This window comes from Methylophaga sp. UBA2496 (genome assembly GCF_002341635.1).
Lineage (GTDB): Bacteria > Pseudomonadota > Gammaproteobacteria > Nitrosococcales > Methylophagaceae > Methylophaga.
Genome location: NZ_DDOK01000007.1, coordinates 53,951 through 73,877 on the forward strand (window position 1 = coordinate 53,951; position 19,927 = coordinate 73,877).

At 44.3% G+C, this 19,927-nt stretch carries 18 protein-coding genes; 7 read left to right on the top strand and 11 right to left on the bottom strand.

The window, feature by feature from the left end:
• Positions 1-2: 2 nt before the first annotated feature.
• From B2W60_RS10120 to B2W60_RS10140, 5 genes are all read right to left on the bottom strand, one after another.
• Positions 3-527, bottom strand: a complete 525-nt coding sequence (locus B2W60_RS10120; RefSeq protein ID WP_292360928.1) for a peroxiredoxin — start codon at positions 525-527, stop codon at positions 3-5.
• Positions 528-651: 124 nt separating this feature from the next.
• Positions 652-2,847 (bottom strand): EAL domain-containing protein, encoded by a 2,196-nt coding sequence (locus tag B2W60_RS10125; protein WP_292360927.1) that lies wholly within the window; start codon positions 2,845-2,847, stop codon positions 652-654.
• A gap of 18 nt (positions 2,848-2,865) precedes the next feature.
• On the bottom strand, positions 2,866-5,829 hold the full coding sequence (locus tag B2W60_RS10130; protein ID WP_292360925.1) for a hybrid sensor histidine kinase/response regulator: 2,964 nt from the start codon (positions 5,827-5,829) through the stop codon (positions 2,866-2,868).
• Between the two features lie 58 nt (positions 5,830-5,887).
• Positions 5,888-6,448 carry a 5-formyltetrahydrofolate cyclo-ligase gene (locus B2W60_RS10135; RefSeq protein ID WP_292360923.1) on the bottom strand — a complete coding sequence of 187 codons (561 nt, stop codon included), beginning with the start codon at positions 6,446-6,448 and terminating at the stop codon, positions 5,888-5,890.
• Positions 6,445-6,885 carry an RrF2 family transcriptional regulator gene (locus tag B2W60_RS10140; protein ID WP_292360921.1) on the bottom strand — a complete coding sequence of 147 codons (441 nt, stop codon included), beginning with the start codon at positions 6,883-6,885 and terminating at the stop codon, positions 6,445-6,447. The genes B2W60_RS10135 and B2W60_RS10140 overlap by 4 nt, the downstream gene beginning before the upstream one ends.
• An 89-nt stretch (positions 6,886-6,974) precedes the next feature.
• Between B2W60_RS10140 and B2W60_RS10145 the strand changes: the two genes are divergently transcribed.
• From B2W60_RS10145 to B2W60_RS10160, 4 genes are all read left to right on the top strand, one after another.
• Positions 6,975-7,211: a hypothetical protein gene (locus B2W60_RS10145; RefSeq protein WP_292360919.1), complete on the top strand. Its 237-nt coding sequence runs from the start codon at positions 6,975-6,977 to the stop codon at positions 7,209-7,211.
• A 285-nt stretch (positions 7,212-7,496) separates the two neighbouring features.
• Positions 7,497-8,222, top strand: a complete 726-nt coding sequence (locus B2W60_RS10150) for an HPP family protein (protein ID WP_292360917.1) — start codon at positions 7,497-7,499, stop codon at positions 8,220-8,222.
• Positions 8,223-8,297: 75 nt separating this feature from the next.
• Positions 8,298-8,615: a PepSY domain-containing protein gene (locus B2W60_RS10155; RefSeq protein ID WP_292360915.1), complete on the top strand. Its 318-nt coding sequence runs from the start codon at positions 8,298-8,300 to the stop codon at positions 8,613-8,615.
• Positions 8,616-8,764: 149 nt separating this feature from the next.
• Positions 8,765-9,073: a PepSY domain-containing protein gene (locus tag B2W60_RS10160; RefSeq protein WP_292360913.1), complete on the top strand. Its 309-nt coding sequence runs from the start codon at positions 8,765-8,767 to the stop codon at positions 9,071-9,073.
• Positions 9,074-9,108: 35 nt separating this feature from the next.
• On the opposite strand, the gene B2W60_RS10165 is transcribed toward B2W60_RS10160, so the two are convergent.
• The 4 genes from B2W60_RS10165 to B2W60_RS10180 all read right to left on the bottom strand — a co-directional run bounded on the left by B2W60_RS10165 (position 9,109) and on the right by B2W60_RS10180 (position 13,095).
• Entirely contained in the window at positions 9,109-10,434 is a 1,326-nt protein-coding gene (locus B2W60_RS10165) for a sensor histidine kinase (RefSeq protein WP_292360911.1), read from the bottom strand.
• Positions 10,431-11,093 carry a response regulator transcription factor gene (locus B2W60_RS10170; RefSeq protein WP_292360909.1) on the bottom strand — a complete coding sequence of 221 codons (663 nt, stop codon included), beginning with the start codon at positions 11,091-11,093 and terminating at the stop codon, positions 10,431-10,433. Before B2W60_RS10170 ends, B2W60_RS10165 begins: the two co-directional genes overlap by 4 nt.
• Before the next feature lie 2 nt (positions 11,094-11,095).
• On the bottom strand, positions 11,096-11,416 hold the full coding sequence (locus B2W60_RS10175) for a PepSY domain-containing protein (RefSeq protein ID WP_292360907.1): 321 nt from the start codon (positions 11,414-11,416) through the stop codon (positions 11,096-11,098).
• 98 nt (positions 11,417-11,514) lie between these two features.
• On the bottom strand, positions 11,515-13,095 hold the full coding sequence (locus tag B2W60_RS10180; protein ID WP_292360905.1) for a methyl-accepting chemotaxis protein: 1,581 nt from the start codon (positions 13,093-13,095) through the stop codon (positions 11,515-11,517).
• 274 nt (positions 13,096-13,369) lie between these two features.
• Here B2W60_RS10180 and cfa point away from each other — a divergent pair, with 274 nt between their 5' ends.
• The 3 genes from cfa (at position 13,370) to B2W60_RS10195 (ending at position 16,687) form a co-directional block, all read left to right on the top strand.
• The gene (gene cfa, locus B2W60_RS10185; RefSeq protein WP_292360903.1) at positions 13,370-14,557 is read left to right on the top strand and encodes a cyclopropane fatty acyl phospholipid synthase; all 1,188 of its coding nucleotides are present in this window, start codon (positions 13,370-13,372) and stop codon (positions 14,555-14,557) included.
• A 137-nt stretch (positions 14,558-14,694) separates the two neighbouring features.
• Positions 14,695-16,152, top strand: coding sequence for a catalase (locus B2W60_RS10190; protein ID WP_292360901.1), 1,458 nt, complete (start codon positions 14,695-14,697; stop codon positions 16,150-16,152).
• Positions 16,153-16,216: 64 nt separating this feature from the next.
• Positions 16,217-16,687 (top strand): Dps family protein, encoded by a 471-nt coding sequence (locus B2W60_RS10195; RefSeq protein ID WP_292360899.1) that lies wholly within the window; start codon positions 16,217-16,219, stop codon positions 16,685-16,687.
• Between the two features lie 74 nt (positions 16,688-16,761).
• On the opposite strand, the gene B2W60_RS10200 is transcribed toward B2W60_RS10195, so the two are convergent.
• Positions 16,762-18,213: an aldehyde dehydrogenase family protein gene (locus B2W60_RS10200; protein WP_292360897.1), complete on the bottom strand. Its 1,452-nt coding sequence runs from the start codon at positions 18,211-18,213 to the stop codon at positions 16,762-16,764.
• Positions 18,214-18,222: 9 nt separating this feature from the next.
• Positions 18,223-19,863 (bottom strand): acetolactate synthase large subunit, encoded by a 1,641-nt coding sequence (locus B2W60_RS10205; RefSeq protein ID WP_292360895.1) that lies wholly within the window; start codon positions 19,861-19,863, stop codon positions 18,223-18,225.
• Positions 19,864-19,927: the final 64 nt, after the last annotated feature.

Genomic DNA, 19,927 nt, shown 5'->3' on the forward strand with positions numbered 1-19,927 from the left:
AATTACTGTTTGTTCAAATATTCCAGCATGGTATCCACACCGCTGACTTCAAACGGATCATCAGGACAATTATCCATCTGACCTGGCTCAGCAAAAAGTTGTTTGATTTCACCGTCTACCACATGCATGGAATAACGCCATGAACGCTCACCAAAGCCCAGATTTTCCTTTTTCACCAACATGTTCATGCCGCGGGTAAATTCACCGTTACCATCCGGAAGCAATTTGACCTTGTTTACTTCCTGACGTTTTCCCCATTGGAACATGGTGAACGCATCGTTGACCGACAGGCAGTAAACTTCATCAATGCCTTTGGCTTTCAGTTCATCGTAGTGTTCTTCGTAGCCTGGCAAGTGAGTGCTTGAACAGGTGGGTGTGAAAGCGCCGGGCAGTGCAAAAACGATGACGCTTTTCCCTTTAAAAATGTCATCAGTAGTGACATCCTGCCAGCGGAACGGATTATCACCGCCAATGCTTTCATCACGGACACGGGTTTTAAATACAACATTAGGGACACGTTGAGTCATATTGTTAATCTCCTTTGAAGGGTTAATGTGACCTGAACAATAATTCAGTTGCGAGCAGTGTAACGAAATGGAATTGATTAATAAAACAACTTGTTTAGATTGTTTTAATCGTAAAAAACGATTATTAAGATGGCTGGCTATTAATATTAATGGCCATATTCAACTGTTGTCCGTTGCGTTTGTTACTGTAGAGCGCTTCGTCAGCAAGCGTGTATAGCTGCTGCAGATCATAGTCACTTAACGATTTTGTCGTGGTAATACCGAAACTATAGAGTAAATCAATATCGCTAGGTATCGATTCATTGTAAGTCGCCACAGTGCTGGAAAGCCGCTGCAGAATCACCGATTGATCGGTGTCATTCTGATTGACCATTAAGACGACAAACTCATCACCACCAATTCGGCCAATTAAATCGGAATCGCGAAAAGTACTGCTTAACAATTGCGAAAACTGCAGCAGTGCATTATCACCAGCCTGATGACCATGGAGATCATTGATCTGTTTGAAATTATCCAGATCAAAATATATCAATGAGGCTTCATAATTCTGAGAACGACACATTTGCAAAATATGGCTTGCCCGAAACTCGAAGCCTTTCCGATTAAGTAACCCGGTTAAATGATCCTCACAAAGTAACTGGTTGGTGGCGATCTCATCTTCAATCATTTTGGCCAGTTCCCGTAACAGGCGGGAATCCCGTTCACTCATATAACGCGGTTTCTGGTCGATCAAACAAATAGCGCCAAGCCTTTCGCCACTGGGGGCTTTGAAAGGATAACCCGCATAGAATTGGATATTCGGGGGATCTGTGACCAGTGGATTATCAGAAAATCGTGGGTCAATCGTCGCATCGTTCACAATAAAACTATTTTCTTGTTCGATGGTGTAATTACAAAAGGCATACTCTCGGGGTGTTTCACTGACGTCCAAACCTATTTTTGATTTGAACCACTGTCTCTCATCATCCAGAAAGGTAATCAGTGCAACCGGCACATCAAACATGCGTTTTGCCAGGCGTGTTATCCGATCAAAACGTTGTTCTGCCGGGGTATCCATAATATTAATAGACTCAAGCGCTTTTAAGCGTTGTTGCTCCAAAGCCAGTTTGCGTTGCTGTAGCCATTGATCAATCTGATCCGCCGGAAGCGGTCTGCCTATGAAATAACCCTGCGCTTTATCACATCCCTGCTGTTGCAGATACTGTAACGTGGCGTAGTCTTCGATGCCTTCAGCAATCACTTTCATATCCAGGCTATGTGCTAATTCAATGATGGCCTGAATGACCAGCCTTGATTCACGTGACTGCTGTGCCGTCATCACAAAGGATTTATCCACTTTTACTTCGGAAAATGGCATGCGCACCAGCTGCAACATGGATGAAAATCCCGTACCAAAATCATCGATGGAAAGTTGAAAGCCCTTCATCCGCAATCTGGTCAGGATATCCAGTGAAGCGACCGGATCATCCATGGCACCGGTTTCGGTGAGCTCAAGCATGATGCTGTGAAGTTTCACATTATGTAAATGACACAATTCCTCAATCTGGTTGAACAAATTGATATTGGGTAACGATAAGGCAGAAATATTGATGGAACAAAGTAATTGACTGGTTTGGGCAGTCACTGGGTTCTGTCGCTGTTGCAGGCAAAACTGATTAAACCAGGGGAGAGCTTGCTCGAAAACCAAAAGAGTTAAGTCATCAATCAGGTTTTTCTGTTCGGCAATCGCAATAAATACGTCGGGAGCAATAAAACCGTATTCTGCATGATGCCAGCGAGCCAATACCTCAAATCCCATTAAAGCGCCGCTGGTACAACTGACTTTAGGTTGGTAAGCCAGCGTGATTTCCCGGTTTTTAATGGCCTGAGATACATCATCGGATGTAATGGCCGGTTCGTTGGATCTGGCTTGCAATTGTTGCCCATCGAGTAAATCCATGAGGTTTGGTGGAGGCAAATCGATCAGTTCACGGAACGCTTTGGGGTTAAACGGTTTGGGTAAAATTCCGACTATATTTAATCCATGCGCTGCAGCAGAGCGAGCAGCAGCTTGTAAAACCTGATGCCCGACACCGCTGGTAATAATGATTTTGGCAGTGATCTGCTGTTCACCTAATGCGCCCAGGACTTCTACACCATCCATATCAGGCATGATTAAATCAAGCGCAATGTGAGAGGGTTGCCACGCTTGCAGTGAAACAAAAAAATCCTTGGCCGTGGTCGTTACCTGAACCGACATACCTGCATATTCGGCGACATTGCGGATGGTTTCTCCAGTCAGCTCATCATCATCCAGTATCAGCAGTTTATGCTCGGACATGTATCATTCTCTCAGGTTTTATTTAACCAGCATCTGCGCGACTCGGTTTAATAGCGCAGCTCGATGATAAGGTTTGTTCAAAATAGCAATGCTGCCATTTTGTCTTTGTTCTTCAGTTAATACTTTTTCAGTGTATCCCGAGGTAAATAAAACGGGCAGATTATTGCGGAGTTGTTTGGCTTTTTGAGCGAGTTCGTAACCAGTAAGTCCGCCTGGCATAAGCACGTCTGTGAACAGTAAATCAATTTGCTGTACTGACGCAAGCCAGTTTAATGCCTGATTGCCATCTGCAGCAGCCAGAACCTGATAGCCGGCATCCCGAAGCTGAGAGAGTGCATATTGCCTGACCAAATCATTGTCCTCGACAACCAGTATTGTCTGTTGGCCGTTCTCCACCTGGACAGGCGTTTCAATATCATGGAGAACCGGTGCGGGAGATAGCATGTCAGTATGCGGAATAAAAAGCTGGAATCTCGTGCCCTGACCCACTTCGGACTGTACCTGAATGTTCCCGCCAGATTGTTTGATAAAACCAAAAACCATGCTTAATCCCAAGCCGCTGCCTTTACCGGCCGGTTTCGTGGTAAAAAATGGTTCAAATACTTTATCCAGCAGATCCTGTGATATGCCATCCCCCGTATCCAGAACATCTATTTTTACGTATTCTCCGGCGTTCAGATCATTCGCTGATGTTTTTTGCTGCTTCAGTAATACAAACCGTTCAGTACTGATCGTCAGTGTGCCCCCATCAGCCATCGCATCACGCGCATTAAGCGTCAGGTTTAATAAGCTGCTTTCAAGTTGAACCGGATCAATCATTACTGGCCAGAGATCACTGCTGAGGCTCAGCTCCAGCTGGTATTTCTGGCCTAATGAACTTCGCAGCAACGCTTCCATATTGCGTATCAGCATATTGATATTAACGGCTTCAGGGGACAATGGTTGACGTCGTGCAAAGGCCAGAAGATTACGGGTTAACCCTGCACCACGCTCAGCCGCACTGCTGATCAGTCTGACAAGCGGTTGCAAAGATGGTTTATCGTTCAGTTCATCAATTAACAAGTCGCTATTTCCAGTGATAACCGTCAACAGGTTATTAAAATCGTGAGCAATTCCGCCTGTCAGCTGACCGATCGCCTCCATGCGCTGAGCCAGTTGCAGTTGTTTTTGCAGTTGTCTTTCTTCGGTAATATCACGTTCTACAGAAACCCAATGGGTATACCAGCCAGCCGTTAAACCAATTGGCACGCTATTCAGTTCCAGCACGATCTCCCGCCCGCTTTTATGGTATTGCGTCAGCTGAGCTCGAATGGGCTGCCAGGTTTTATAGGCTGCTTCAATTTTTCTCAGTTCATTTTTTTCAGTTTTTGGGCCATGTAATACTTTCAGGGTTTTACCGATTACTTCCTGACGGTTGTAGCCCGTTATGCGTTCAAACGCACTGTTTACAAAAACGATATTGGGTTTTTCACCGGGGTTCCTGGGTGCTTCAGTAATAATCACCACATCATTAAGCTGTGAAACAGCACTGCGTAATAACTTAAGCTCTTCAGATTCCCGGCGATGCCGGGATATATCCCGCAGATAGACGGTTAAACCGCTGGTGGAAGGATAGATCCTGACATCCAGCCATAGTTTTTTTGCATCATAAAAATGTTCAAACGACATGACCTGTTGTTGCAGCAATGCGGATGACAATTTTTTAACCAGTGAGCCGGTAGGATCAATATCGGTATTTTCGATGCCTTTATGATCCAATAACCGGGAGCGTGTCATGTTAAATAAAGCTGTTGCCTGGTTATTGAGATAACTAAAACGCAGATCAGTACTTAATGTGAAAAAAGCATCGGTGATGCTATCCAGTGTGTTTTGCAGTTGTTGTGATAATGCTTCACTTTGTTGCTGGAGAATTTTGATTTGATGGATATTAGTGCTCCAGCCATACCATTTGGCGATTTGATTCTGCTCATCTCTGATGGCATTGGCTTGCGCCAGAAACCACATATATTCATCATCAAAACGACGCAGACGAAACTCATCAGAATAAGCATCTCCGGTTTTCATTGAGTGAAGCCATCGTTCATGCACTCTTAGTTTATCGTCCGGATGAACCAATTCAAGCCAGTTATTTAAAACATACGTTTCGGACTTACCGAAATATTCAAGTGTGAAGGGGGAAACAGAGTCGAGAATACCTTCTGCAGTAACCGTCCACATAAACTGCAATGTGTTTTCAGCCATATAATGCGAACGAAGCTGTTCTTCATGCAGACTCGCTTCAACCAATTTACTGTCATGCACATCCTGAATGACACCTTGAATTTGATTTGGTAACTGCTCGTTGTGACAAGAAAATATTCTTATCCGATGCGGCCCACTCTGTCCGATCAAAGAGAATTCGCCATCCATAGAACTCTGTTGATTTAACATGTCATTCAGAGCCTGATGTAAGGTATTTTGCTGTTTGTCGACAAATAAGGAGACGAATTGCGACTGAGAAATTGTGCTGCGATTATGCTGATTAAGTATTTGAGCGGCTTCGGGACTTAAATGTAACTGTCCGGACTTCCCTAGTTGCCAATAACCCAGCTTTGCAATGTCGGCAGCCAGCTTGAGCTGATGCTGGTGTCTGGATTGCTGTTGCTGTGAGCGAATAGTAAAACTGCTGATCAAATAAATGGTCATCAAGGCCAGGGTGGCCAGCACCCGGTTAGCGATAAACTGGGTCTGTAAAATAGCTTCAAGACTAGCGGGTATTATTACTATCCCGGACCAAACAAATAATAAACTGGTGATGAAAGTAATTGTCAGACGACGAATGCTGGCACCAACACTCGCCAGCATTAGAATGGGGGCATACAAAATACCGTGGGCAAACCCCGGAACAGTGTAGCGGTCAGCCAGTAACACCAGAAACAACAATAAAAAAATCAGCCCATCAAATAACGGGCTGCTTGATAAACGGCTTATGGTCTGATTCATATCTATAGATGACTCCAGTCATCCGGCACTGGCATTGATAATGTCACAAAAGGAGATGTTAAGAATAGATGTTTTCTTCTGTAACAATAATATCCATGGGGATATCATGTGGCTGCGGCTGTATGGTTTCAAGTAACATCCATTCAAAGCCGATACCAATGCTTAACGGTTTTGCCGAAACGTCCAGCGTACGATCATAAAATCCTCCACCGTTGCCTAAACGATGTAAATTTGCATCAAACCCCACTAGTGGAATAAGTAGCACGTCCGGTTGAATAACCTGCGTGTTTTGTGGCACGGGGATATCCCATACCTCAGCCTGCATGATAGATTCCGGACCCCATTGGCGGAATTGCAAGGCTTGTTGCGGGTCAATAATTTTTGGTAAAGCCGCTTGCCAACCCTGTTTGATAAGTCCGTATATAAAATCACGACAATCAATTTCGCCACGCACCGGCCAGTAAAAGCCAATGACGCCTTTAGGGAGAGTATCAATAACGCTTTGTAACTTTTTAAATAAGGCAACCTGATGTAAAACACGCAGCTCATTGGCAAACTCAAGCCGTTGCTCCGTCAAGCGTAACCTTTGTTCTATGCGCCATTGCTGCCAGGTATTCATGCGGATTCCGGTATTTCAAGCAATTCCTGTAAGCGATCTTTATTGAAGATTACGTCAGCCAGGGTGTAATCATCCAACACCTTTAAAAAAGCAGCCTGAGCTTTATGCAGAGCATTTCGCAGTATGCATGCAGGCTGGATAGGACAGGCGATTTCATCACCGAAACAAGGAAGTAATTGCAGATTTTCGGTTTTACGGACCAGTTTTCCTATGCCGATATCATTTACCGGTAAAGCCAGTTTTAAGCCACCTCCACGACCTCGATGGCTGACAATATAACCATGTTGCACAAGCGTTTGTGCCACTTTAGCAAGATGATTGGATGAAATGCCAAAGCGTGTCGCTGCATCCTGAATGGTCGCAGCCTGCTTACCATGGTGTATTGCCAGATATACCAGCAATCTAAGCGCATAGTCAGTATGCGTGGTCAGTTGCATTATTAATTGACTCCTAAAAGATGGACCAATACTATGCGTTTTTAAATAGGCATGTAAAATGCCTGTTTGTATAACAGTGTTTGGCAATAATGCCTGAAATTCTCAATATTATCCGTCAAACGGTGTTTTATGGATTTATAGAGCGTCATGTTGAGCTATTAAAAGACTGTTTATATAAAAATACGTTCCGTAATCAACCGGGAAGTAAACGTTTTATTCCTTCTCATCAGCAAACCGGTCCCCTGCAAACTATACGGCAACTTTCATTTGCACACCGTGATGTTGTGTTTATTGGGAGATTCAATCTGATTGTTACCCAGCATTGAAATAACGGTTATCACCGTTGTGTGATATTGCCGTTGGAGTCATTGAGGTGCGTACAGATCTTTACAGGATTTATGGTGAGTATTCTTAATTTATAGAGGAGATGAAAAATAAACAAGCTCTGGGGATAACGCTTTCACTCGGGAATTCTCTGGCCGGCGTTAGCCAGATAACGAGGATGATAGTTTGCGTCTTTCTCTGTGAGTAAATTTCTTTTGCATCCGCTTATTATGCAACGAGGCAGATAAGCGGTTTTTATTAACCAAAAACGTAAATCTGAATCAGCAATGAAGCTATCTAAGAGTCTGCAAAAAGAGCAGCAACGATTATTGTCAAACCATCCAAAATTAAGAGAGAAATTAAGTGCCAGCCTGGGTGCCTTTATGGCTATTTGGGTACTGATGATGGCTATTAACCAGTTGCAGTTGACCACTGAAATGCAAGTGTTGGTTCTCGCTTCCATGGGAGCTTCAACATTTTTATTGTTTGTCGTTCCACACAGCCCAATGGCCCAGCCCTGGCCGTTAATGGCTGGACATTTAATTGCCGCTATTGTCGGTGTGAATTGTCATTACTGGATGACGGATCCCATTTTGGCAACAGCAACTGCAGTTGGCTTATCAGTATTTTTCATGCATCTGTTTCATGCACTGCATCCGCCTGCTGCGGCAACAGCGATGATCGCTGTAATCGCTTTCCCGGAACAAAATATAATTTTCTGGCATTTTGTCTATGCCATAGTGATTATTAATGCAGGAAGTCTGCTGATTTTATCGTTGCTGATCAATAATCTGCTGCCTGGACGCCAATATCCACAACGAGATAACCATCATAAACATCATGATCAATTTGTTCGTAAAACGGATAAGGCATTGCTATTAAAAGAAGAGGATTTTAATTGGGCACTTTCTCAAATTGAGGCCATCATAGATGTTTCGGAAACAGACTTGGTGGATTTATATGAGTTTGCTGCTGAACACGCAGAGCGACGAAATTTAAATCAAAAAAAATAAAAGATAACTCTATTCAGTTTGATTTAAGTTTTGATTTGTAAAGTGGGCACACCTTAATCGGAAAGGAGTACCAAAATGAAAACATTTAACAAAATGACACTAGCAACACTTCTGGCTTCAGCATTAACTTTCTCAACAGCAGCAGTCATGGCAGATGATGATGTCGCTACGATGCAGATGAAAGCTGAACAGTTCGGTTTGATCAGCATGGAAGAAGCCAAAAACATTGCTTTACAGGAAAAACCTGGCGTGGTTACCGATATTGAATTGGATGGTATTGATAACGGAAATGGCTGGGAGTACGAAGTTGAAGTTGTACAGGAAGATGGCACTGAATGGGATATCGATATTCATGCTAAAACTGGTGAACTTCGTAAAGTAGAACGTGATTGATAGGTAATTCTATCCTGGCGTAAAAAGCAGCGGCCCGTCTTTGACGGGCCGTTTTTTTATGTATAAATGCTAAAAAATAATTTTAATATTCAGTTTGATTTAATTTTACTTTTATATCGTTGCCTATCATAGATAATAAGAGGCGTGATATGAAAAAATTATTAATATTTTCTGTAGTTGGTACTGTATTAAGCTTTCCAGCTTTTGCAGATGATATTCATGAAATAAAAGCGAAAAGTGAACAACTGGGTCTTATCAGTGTTGATGAAGCAAAATCAATCGCTTTGGAGGCCAGGCCGGGCATCATTGATGATATTGATCTGGAAAACCGTTCATTTTTTGGTGGCTGGGATTATGAAATCGAAGTACTTGGTAAAGATGGTAAGGAGTGGGATGTTTATATCAATGCTGAGACTGGTGAAGTGAGAAAAGTCAGCAGAGATTGGGATTTATTCTGAATAAGCATTGGGAAACCCGCCTTATGGCGGGTTTTCTATACGATTAACGGTAACCTGACTTCCACTTTCAATCCGCCCATTGACGATCGACTGAACAGCATTTCACCACTGTAACTTTCTACGATATCAGCGACAATTGCTAATCCAAGCCCGCTTCCGGCAACGGATTCGTCAGCTCTGTATCCGCGTTGGGCGAGTTGTGACAATTCGCCATCGTCACAGCCAGCACCATCATCCTCGACGACAAAACAGCAATAATGGTTTTGATAAACCTGGATATTGACTCTTTTGCGGCACCATTTACACGCATTATCCAGCAAATTACCCAGCATCTCGAGAAGGTCTTCCCGATCACCGATAAACAGCAGTCCGGGTTCAATTTCCCAATCAATGATTGGGGATTTATCGCGATAAAGTAATTGTAATGTGCGGCTTAATTCAGTGACTTCCTGTTCAAGTTCAACTTTTTGACCCGGCATAGGTGAACCTAATAATCGGGCGCGTTTCAATTCCCTTTCGATAATCTGTCCCATATCCTTGCTCACCTGATTTAATGAATTTTGTATTTCCGGTAAGTCTTTTAAAGTTTCACGTTCGGCCGTCTGGTTGAGTAACGATAACCGGGTTTTGAGAGCATGAGCCAGATTGCCCAGAGCAACACGTGAACGCTGCGTTTTTCGAGTCATTGTGTTGAGCAGGCGGTTCAGCTCTTCAATCATGGGCTGAATTTCTGCTGGGCCCTGCGCATCAATTTTTGCCGTTTCACCCTGGCGCAATCGGGAGAGTTGCTGCTGTATTTGCTGCAGAGGTTGTAAAGCTTTGCCGACAATTAACCATTGAATGAAGAGCAATAAAGCCAGACCAATCGCAGAGACCAGAGAATAAAGCATCTGAAACTGAAAGATATCTTCATCCAACGCACTGATATTTTGAGCAACCGTGATGGTGAGGCTGTGACCTTGCTTGTAATAACCACGTTGTAAGGTAAACAGGCGTTCATCATTGGGCCCATCGATAGATGACTGGGATTTTTGGCCACTTGGTAGTCGTTCGATATCTAATGACTCATCCCATAAAGACCGCGATTGCTTGCAGGATTGTTCTGTACAGACAACATAATAGTGGCCGGAAAATGGCCGTTGATACAAGCTGCTAAGTCGAAGGGAATTAAGTTCGAAAGTCCCGTCCGGACTGATTTCGATACTGGCCAATAACCCTTCACTCTCACTTTCCAGGCGCTCCAGTAACTGGGTTTCGGTAACACGTTCAATCACCAGTGTGATCAGGGCCCATTGCAGAAAAATCAATAGACTTAAGGTTAACGTCAGACCCAGAGACAGTCGGCGTTTAAGGGAAATCATGCAGAGCCGAAAATATAACCCTGCCCACGGCGGGTCTGAATTAAGTCAGTACCCACTTTATGACGCAGCCGATTAACATACACTTCGATGACATTACTGTCTTTATCGCTATCATATTCATACACATGTTCGGTCAAACGACTTTTCGAGATAACCTGACCGGGATGCAGCATAAAGTAGCGTAATAAACGAAACTCGGTTCCAGTCAGGGTAAAAAGACTGCCATTACTCAATGTCACAGACTGTGCGTCTTCATCAAGCAGTAATCCAGCGACCTGTAATGGGCCACCACTGGTGCCTGAACTGCGTTTCAGTACCGCACTGATTCGCGCTAGCAACTCTTCTGTCTGAAATGGTTTGGCGACGTAATCGTCTGCGCCTGCTTTAAAGCCATGGACTTTTTCTTCCCAGCTGCCCCTGGCTGTCAGAATAACTACAGGTACATGGTTATTCCGGCTCCGCCAGTTTTGCAGTACTTCCATACCTGAGCGTTTGGGTAAACCGAGATCCAGAACAATTAAATCATAGGGCTCGATATCACCAAGTGCCTCTGCATCTATCCCGTCTACCGAAAGGTCGACAGCATAACCTGCATTGGAAAGCGCATTTTGCAGGGCTGGACCCATTTGCACGTCATCTTCAACCAGAAGCAATCGCATGTTTAGTCGTCCAGCTCAAGTTCGAGTAAGTCACCATTGGTTGCGTCAAATTCAAGTTCCCATACACGTCCCTGCTCATCAAGAATTTCAATTTCGTAGACCAGCATACCGTCATCCCGTTCAAGTTCGGTATCAATAACTTCACCTTTACGGTAAGCCTTGGCTTTTTCAATAATGGTTTCCAACGGCAGGATTTTTCCTGATTCACGTAACATTCGTGCTTCAGAATGGCTGACATCATCTGCCACGACGGGGCCAGAGATGAAGGCCGTCATCATCAATAAGCCGAGGCCTTGTAATATTGCATTCAATGGCTTTTTCATCGTCATTCCTAATCTAAAAATCAATATCACTTACAATTACACAGGATATTAACTGTCCAGGCTTAATTTAAGCTGAACTGACTTAAGATGGACAAAGCTTATCCTTGTTGAAAACGTTTAATCATATCGCTCATGTGATGTGATTGAGTCGAAAGACCATTGGCGGCGTTATCCGCTATCTCAGCACCATGTGTTACCTGAGCCGCGCTTTCATTCACCTGTACGATATTTCGGTTTATATCTTCACTGACACTGCTTTGCTGCTCAACAGCAGTAGCAATTTGCGTGTTCAGCTCATTCATACTGCTGACTTCATGGGCGATGGTTTCCAATGCCTGAATAGACGCTTTGACATGAAGTTCACTGGTTTCACTGGTTTGCTGGCTTTGTTCCATGACTTTTACAGCTTCTTTGACGGCGTTATTCAACTCACCAATCAAGTTTTGAATCTGCTGAGTTGATAATTGCGTTTTACTGGCCAAGGAGCGAACTTCCTCAGCAACAACGGCAAATCCACGACCATGTTCTCCGGCACGGGCAGCTTCAATCGCAGCATTCAGCGCCAGCAAGTTTGTTTGATCGGCGATACTGGTAATGACATCAATGATCTGGCCAATGTTGCGGGTATCTTTATCCAGCTGAACAACAACATTTGAAATATTGCCAATGGCTGTACTGAGATCACTTAGCGAATTGACTGCTTTGGATGCACTGGAAACCCCGTTTTTGGAAAGTTCATCGGTTTCCCGAGCTTTGGTGGCCGCATAGGCCGCATTATTGGCGACCTCCTGAATGCTGGCAGTCATTTCAGTCATTGCGGTCGCAACCTCTTCCATTCGCATGGCTTGTTCACGAATAGCGGATTGAATTTCGGCAACAGAATGTGCACTGTTATCCGCTTCTGTTTCGATGCTGGCAGCAGAGTCGCGTATCCGACCCAGAGTCGTCCCCAGTCGTCCTTTCAAAAACTCTGTCGCCAGCAGTATCTGACCAACTTCGTCACAGCGGCCGGTATAAATTAATGCCATTAGCGGGTTATTGATTTCCTTCCGAGCATTTTCAGCCGCTTTCTTTAATGGTGAAAATGCCCAGGTGGCGAGCCCCAGAAAAACCAAAACAGCTATCACGGCGATAATAGCGGATTTGTAGGGGGGGATTTCTAACAGTGAGCTGGCAATCATCAGCGATATAAATAATGCCACTAACTGGGCGACTAAAAAACGGTATTTGAGATTCAGGCGAAATAGCCAGCTTCCATCAATTGCTGATTGGCCATTATTAATTCGTTGATAAACTCGTTCAGCTCTTTCAACCCGCTCCCGGCTGGGCTTGCTGCGAACAGATTCATATCCGGTAACTTCACCGTTATCAATCATTGGGCTGACATAACCGTCCACCCAGTAATGGTCACCATTTTTAACCCGATTTTTAATGATACCCATCCAATGATGATTGGATTTCATTGTCTTCCATAAGTCTTCGAACGCTACCGGAGGCATTTCGGGGTGACGGATGACATTGTGGTTTTTATTCATTAATTCTTCAGCATCAAAGCCGCTGATTTTCTGGAAGGTGTCATTAAAGCTGGTAATAATGCCTTTCAGGCTGGTGGTTGAAATGATCTCTTCGCCTTCGGGGAAAGGCACTTCTTTATGAGTTATTGGAAGATTTTTTTTCATGATGCTGCCCCTTGATTTCTTATTTTTATCGATGGTATTTGTAAAAATCCTACCGATCTGGCTGAGAATAATTTGAGATACATATCGGCATATTCATCACAGACTTTAAGCCAACACTCGATAAATGATTAATTTGCATAATTTATATGAACAATACGCTTAATTGGCAGAAGCCTGAAGGATCAAAAAAACAGGAATTCCCTTATACAAATCATCAGATTTTTCAGCTATGGTAAGACTGTAAATCTGAAAGAATAGAGGAGAAATACCATCTATGACTGATTCAACATCAAAAGCAGCCCATGTTCATTTGAGTGAAGAACGGCAAAGTCAAACGAAAACGGTTTCTCCACCCACTATACTTCGGGATGCCGCTCATCTGGCGGGCGTCAGTTTTAATGGCGATCAGCCATGGGATATTCAGGTGTTTGATTCCAGAGTCTATCGCCGGATTTTGACTCATGGCTCATTAGGCTTTGGTGAAAGCTACATGGATAACATGTGGGAATGTCATGAACTGGATGAGTTGTTTCATCGATTATTAAAGGTTGATATCGAAAAGCATTTGGGGAGTGTCGCGAAATTCCGCCTGTATTTCGAAATCATCCGACAAAACCTGTTCAATCGCCAAACCAGTAAACGGGCTTATGAAGTAGGTAAAAAACACTACGATACCGGTAATGACATTTTCCAGGCAATGCTGGATCCGACAATGAGTTACTCTTGTGGCTATTGGGCGAACGCCGACACACTGGCCCAGGCGCAAATTGGCAAACTGGATTTAATCTGTAGAAAACTGATGCTTCAACCCGGCGAACGGGTACTGGAAATTGGTTGTGGCTGGGGGAGCTTTGCTCAGTACGCTGCCCAGAATTATGGCGTGGAAGTCTATGGTATTACCATCTCCAAAGAGCAGCAAATACTGGCTCAAGAGCGTTGTGCTGGATTACCGGTAACAATCGAGTTAATGGATTACCGTGATCTTGAAGGCCAGTTTGACAAAATAGTATCCATTGGCATGTTTGAGCATGTTGGGCCAAAAAACTATCCGGTTTATTTTGACAGTGCTATGAAGCTGTTAAAGCCTGAGGGTTTGTTTTTATTACATACCATCGGCATTCATGCCACCTCGTTGAAAGTTGATCCGTGGATTGACAAATATATCTTCCGTAATGGCAAATTACCCTCCGCCGAAGAACTGGCCTCAGTTATCAATGGACGTTTTGTCATAGAAGACTGGCACAATTTCGGCACGGATTACGATAAAACGCTTATGGCCTGGTGGGAAAATTTCGATAAAGCCTGGCCTGAATTATCAACCCATTATGACGAACGTTTTTATCGTATGTGGAAGTATTATTTGCATAGTTGTGCCGGTTTTTTCCGATCCAAGCAAGGGCAATTGTGGCAGCTGGTGCTAAGTAAACATGGCCGGGATGGGGAATATCTCTCTTTACGCTGAAAAGTTTAAAAATATATAAATCGGAACAAGCGATTAATTTAATAGAAATTATTTGTTTTACCAATGCTCCGGTTTAGCCTATAGTGATTTTAAAGCTCACGGAGATGAGTTTTTATCGCCTATTAAGGAGGCCGAGCATGGCAGACAAACAAAAACTCACCACAATCGGTGGTGCACCGGTTGTAGATAATCAGAACAGTATGACGGCAGGTCCTCGTGGTCCGTTGCTTATGCAGGATGTCTGGTTTCTGGAAAAAATGGCTCACTTTGATCGTGAAGTTATTCCAGAACGACGAATGCATGCCAAAGGTTCTGGAGCTTTTGGTACATTCACTGTTACTAACGATATTTCACACTATACCCGCGCTAAGATTTTCTCCGCAGTTGGAAAGAAAACCGAGCTATTTGCCCGTTTTTCAACCGTTGCCGGCGAGAGAGGAGCGGCGGATGCCGAACGTGATATCCGCGGTTTTGCCGTCAAGTTCTATACCGAAGAAGGTAACTGGGATATGGTCGGCAATAATACTCCGGTATTCTTTCTACGAGATCCATTGAAGTTTCCGGATCTGAATCATGCTGTTAAACGTGATCCCAGGACCAACATGCGTAGTGCCCAGAATAATTGGGATTTCTGGACTTTGCTTCCAGAAGCATTACATCAGGTCACGATTGTGATGAGTGATCGCGGCTTACCGAAAAGCTATCGACATATGCACGGCTTTGGCAGTCATACCTATAGTTTTATTAATGCCAATAACGAACGTTTCTGGGTGAAATTTCATTTTAAATGTTTGCAAGGAATTGAGAACCTGACCGACGAAGAAGCCGCAAAAGTAGTCGGGGACGATCGTGAAAGTCATCAGAAGGATCTGTTTGAAGCGATTGAGCGTACAGACTATCCACGCTGGGAACTGAAAGTCCAGGTTATGCCGGAGAAAGATGCGGATACTTACCATATCCATCCTTTTGATTTAACCAAGGTCTGGCCACATAAAGACTATCCATTGATTGATGTTGGTGTGATGGAGCTTAATCGTAACCCGGAAAACTATCATGCAGATGTTGAGCAATCAGCATTTAGCCCAGCAAATGTGGTGCCGGGAATCAGCTTTTCACCCGATAAAATGCTTCATGGACGGTTGTTTTCCTATGGTGATGCCCATAGATACAGATTAGGGGTGAATCATCATCAGATTCCGGTGAATGCTGCACGTTGTCCGGTAAACAGTTTTCATCGTGATGGCGCAATGCGTGTGGATGGAAACTATGGTGCAACCAAAGGTTACGAGCCTAACAGCTATGGTGACTGGCAGGAGCAACCGGATTTCAGTGAGCCGCCTTTAGCCATTAACGGTGCGGCAGATCACTGGAACTTTAGAGAAGATGATGATGACTACTATTCACAGCCCGGTAATCTGTTCCGTTTGATGACACCTGAAAAGCAGCAAGTATTGTTTGAGAATACGGCTCGGGCAATTGATGGGGCAGATATGGAAGTAAAAAAACGTCATATTCGCAATTGTCTGAAAGCTGATCCCGCTTATGGTAAGGGTGTTGCTGATGCCATCGGTATTTCGCTGAATGATTTGAACTAAACACAGATGGATTATGGTCGCCGTGTTTTACGGCCGACGTCGAATTTTATCAGGAGGTAAATGTATGAGTTCTATTGATATTGGAATTAATAAAAAAGACAGAGAAAAGGTAGCGGAAGGCCTGAAGAAGCTGCTTGCCGACACCTACACTTTGTACCTGCAGACCCACAACTTCCATTGGAACGTAACAGGGCCACGCTTTCGTGAACTGCATTTGATGTTTGAAGAGCATTACATTGAACTGGCAACCGCCGTTGATGATATTGCGGAACGAATCAGAACACTGGGGGTCTCAGCTCCTGGTACTTATAAAGCATTTGCTGAATTGAGTTCTATCAAAGAAAAAGACGGTGTGCCTGATGCGAAGGAAATGACAGAAATTCTGACGCATAACCACGAATTAGTGGTCAAAACCTGCCGTGAAGTCTTGAAACTGGCAGAAGCAGCAGATGATGAATCTTCATTGGCTCTGGTTTCAGACCGTATGCGAATTCATGAAAAGACGGCCTGGATGTTACGAGCGATGTCTCAATAATAAGTACTTCTCTCTCCCTCTTTTAAGACCGCCTTATGGCGGTCTTTTTTTGTCTGACATTTTTGCTATAAAATTTACGGAATGCTTTTTGATGTCAGCACAATCATCTTGTCTATCTGCATATCCTCCATGCTATAAGCAATGCCACCTGTGCCATGGCCCGAATGTTTCAAGCCTGAAAATGGCATCCAGTCAACACGGAATGCCGTGTGTTCATTAATCATCACCGCAGACGCATCCAGCCGCTCTGCGACATACATTGCATTATCAATATTCTGGCTGTAGACCGCAGCCTGGAAGGCAAAATCCAGACTATTGGCATCGGCGATAGCCTGATCAACTTCCTGATAAGGATAGATACAGACCACAGGCCCGAAAATTTCATTTTTCGATACTTTGGCATCTGCTGGTGGATCAAACAGTACGGTTGTGGCATAACAGTTATTATCCAGCGCTTCACCTCCCGATAATAATTCTGCGCCTTGGTTAACCGCTTCCTGTACCCACTCGTGCACCCGGGACACCTCATTTTTACGAATGAGTGGACCAATTTCCGTTTGATCGGATAACGGATCACCAATCTGCATCTTATTGCCTGCGGCCGCTAATTTTTCGGCTAAATCACGGGCAATAGAGTGATGAGCAAAAATACGTTGTACTGAGACACATACCTGACCAGCATGATAGAAACTGCCTTTGGCCAGGCCAGGAATAGCCGCATCAAGGTCAGCTTTTTCATCGACAATCACCGGCGCAACGCCCCCATGCTCCAAGGCACAACGTGTTCCAGCCGCCAGTTTTGAACGTAAATACCAGCCCACTTTGGCACTGCCGATAAAACTCAAGAAGGCAACCCGGTTATCAGTGGCTAATTGTTCTGCCACCTGATGATTCTCTGTTAATAAAGCCTGACACCATTCTGCAGGCAAACCTGCCTGATGGAATATATCCACCAGACGGAAACAGGATAGTGGTGTGTTTTCAGCTGGCTTGACGATAACCGGGCATCCTGCGGCAATTGCGGGCCCCACCTGATGGGCAATCAGGTTTAACGGATGGTTAAAGGCGCTGATGGCAACGACTACACCTATCGGTTCTTTATGCAACATGGTTAAACGATGCTGTGAAGCCGCATTTACGCCCATGGGAACAGGATGAGACGTCTGATGGCGCAGTGTATCCATGCAATGTCGAATACTGTCGATACAGCGCACCATTTCAACTTTGGAGTCGATCAAGGGTTTGCCGCCTTCTTCAGCAGCACCTCTGGCCAGCGCATCTGCCTGCTGCTGCATTAATCCGAGGGATTTTTCCAGAATAGCCAGACGCTCAGGGACTGAAAGCCATTTGGTTCTGTCAGTGAATAAATTATGTGCTGTTTGCAGAGCCGTTTCGACGGCATCGCTGTCTGCGACATCAGCCGTGGCAATAAGCTGATCATTATAGGGGTTGGTCACATCAATCTGTGCCCATTGCCTGGTTTTTACTCCGGGTAAGCTCAGGGCGAAATGAGGTGCGGTAGACATAAAGCTTCCTTATAAAATACAGATTTTTTGTTTCAAACCTTCATTGAGAATTGAGTGATTGAGCGAATAATCGATGGCCACATCGATCAGGTGCACGCCGGGAGTGTTAATTGCTTCACGCAGCATCTTATCGAATTCAATATAGCTGGAGGGCCGATGACCAATGGCGCCATAACTGTCAGCATATTTAACAAAGTCAGGATTATTAAAATTTAAACCAAAGTCTTTAAACCCCATGCCCTGTTGTTTCCACTTGATCATGCCATAGGCATTATCGTTCAGAATTATCACAACCAGATCCAGCTTAAGACGAACCGCAGTTTCCATTTCCTGTGAATTCATCATAAAGCCGCCATCACCACAGACCGCAACGACTTTACGTTCCGGATGCAGTAATTTGGCTAGCATTGCTGTGGGTAATCCGGCGCCCATGGTGGCCAATGCGTTATCAAGTAAAAGTGTATTGTTCTCATAACATTGATAATTACGGGCAAACCAGATTTTATAAAGCCCGTTATCCAGCGCCAGAATATCTTTCTCGCCAAGCGCCGCACGAATTGTAGTCACAGCGCTTTGTGGCAATATCGGAAAGCGATCATCATCGCTATACAAACCAAGACGTTGCTGGACTTCCTGTTTGACGCGATAGAAATAAGAAAAATCCCAGTTAGACTGCGGTGACAAAGCATCTGATATACGGTTGATGGAAGTCGCGATGTCACCCACCACATCCAGTTGTGGAAAATAGACCGGATCGACTTCTGCCGGGAGAAAATTAATGTGAATTACCAGTGCACCACCGTCTTTCATGAAAAAAGGCGGTTTTTCCACTTCATCATGACCGACATTGATAATCAAATCAGCCCGATCTATTGCACAGTGCAGATAATCTGATTCAGATAATGCTGCTGTACCAAGATAACTGTCATGACGTTCGTCAATAACACCTTTACCCAGTTGTGTATTAAAAAACGGAATACCGGTTTTTTCGACAAAACGAGTCAGGGCTTTGCTTGCCCGTTTGCGATTTGCCCCGGCACCAATCAGTAACAATGGCATATTGGCTTTACGGATCATCTCCAATGCATCTTTAATCGCGGTGTTATCGGCATCAGGGCGACGAATATTTTCCAGTGCATAAATACGGTCCTGCACTTCTTCTGCAGCGATATCTTCTGGTAGTTCTATATGCACCGCACCAGGTCTTTCCTGTACTGCAATACGGCAGGCTTCACGAACCACAGCACCAATTGTGTTGCCATGCACCACCTGTTTGGTGAACTTGGTAATGGGTCGCATCATGTTGACGATATCAACAATCTGAAATAATGCCTGTTTACTGGCCTTAATCGGTTTTTGTCCGGTGATGATCAGCATAGGCATACCACCTAACTGAGCATAGGCGGCGGGGGTAATCAGATTTGTCGCCCCTGGTCCCAGGGTCGATAAACAAACACCGGGCTTACCCGTCAACCTGCCATAGTTGGCAGCCATGAATCCTGCACCCTGTTCATGTCGGGTAATGATCAGTTTTATTGAAGAATGTTGCAGTGAATCAAGGAAATCGAGGTTTTCTTCACCGGGGATACCGAAAATGTATTCTACCCCTTCGTTTTCTAATGCTTTAACCATCAGATCAGATGTTTTCATGGAGGTCCTCTGAGTTGGCGTAAAAATCATCGCGCCTTTGCAAGAGCTTGTTATCTTTCAGCTT

Coding starts and splice junctions, on each gene's coding strand:
- B2W60_RS10120 (WP_292360928.1), bottom strand. CDS start 527: ATGACTCAACGTGTCCCTAATGTTGTATTTAAAACCCGTGTCCGTGAT.
- B2W60_RS10125 (WP_292360927.1), bottom strand. CDS start 2,847: ATGTCCGAGCATAAACTGCTGATACTGGATGATGATGAGCTGACTGGA.
- B2W60_RS10130 (WP_292360925.1), bottom strand. CDS start 5,829: ATGAATCAGACCATAAGCCGTTTATCAAGCAGCCCGTTATTTGATGGG.
- B2W60_RS10135 (WP_292360923.1), bottom strand. CDS start 6,448: ATGAATACCTGGCAGCAATGGCGCATAGAACAAAGGTTACGCTTGACG.
- B2W60_RS10140 (WP_292360921.1), bottom strand. CDS start 6,885: ATGCAACTGACCACGCATACTGACTATGCGCTTAGATTGCTGGTATAT.
- B2W60_RS10145 (WP_292360919.1), top strand. CDS start 6,975: ATGCCTGAAATTCTCAATATTATCCGTCAAACGGTGTTTTATGGATTT.
- B2W60_RS10150 (WP_292360917.1), top strand. CDS start 7,497: ATGAAGCTATCTAAGAGTCTGCAAAAAGAGCAGCAACGATTATTGTCA.
- B2W60_RS10155 (WP_292360915.1), top strand. CDS start 8,298: ATGAAAACATTTAACAAAATGACACTAGCAACACTTCTGGCTTCAGCA.
- B2W60_RS10160 (WP_292360913.1), top strand. CDS start 8,765: ATGAAAAAATTATTAATATTTTCTGTAGTTGGTACTGTATTAAGCTTT.
- B2W60_RS10165 (WP_292360911.1), bottom strand. CDS start 10,434: ATGATTTCCCTTAAACGCCGACTGTCTCTGGGTCTGACGTTAACCTTA.
- B2W60_RS10170 (WP_292360909.1), bottom strand. CDS start 11,093: ATGCGATTGCTTCTGGTTGAAGATGACGTGCAAATGGGTCCAGCCCTG.
- B2W60_RS10175 (WP_292360907.1), bottom strand. CDS start 11,416: ATGAAAAAGCCATTGAATGCAATATTACAAGGCCTCGGCTTATTGATG.
- B2W60_RS10180 (WP_292360905.1), bottom strand. CDS start 13,095: ATGAAAAAAAATCTTCCAATAACTCATAAAGAAGTGCCTTTCCCCGAA.
- cfa (WP_292360903.1), top strand. CDS start 13,370: ATGACTGATTCAACATCAAAAGCAGCCCATGTTCATTTGAGTGAAGAA.
- B2W60_RS10190 (WP_292360901.1), top strand. CDS start 14,695: ATGGCAGACAAACAAAAACTCACCACAATCGGTGGTGCACCGGTTGTA.
- B2W60_RS10195 (WP_292360899.1), top strand. CDS start 16,217: ATGAGTTCTATTGATATTGGAATTAATAAAAAAGACAGAGAAAAGGTA.
- B2W60_RS10200 (WP_292360897.1), bottom strand. CDS start 18,213: ATGTCTACCGCACCTCATTTCGCCCTGAGCTTACCCGGAGTAAAAACC.
- B2W60_RS10205 (WP_292360895.1), bottom strand. CDS start 19,863: ATGAAAACATCTGATCTGATGGTTAAAGCATTAGAAAACGAAGGGGTA.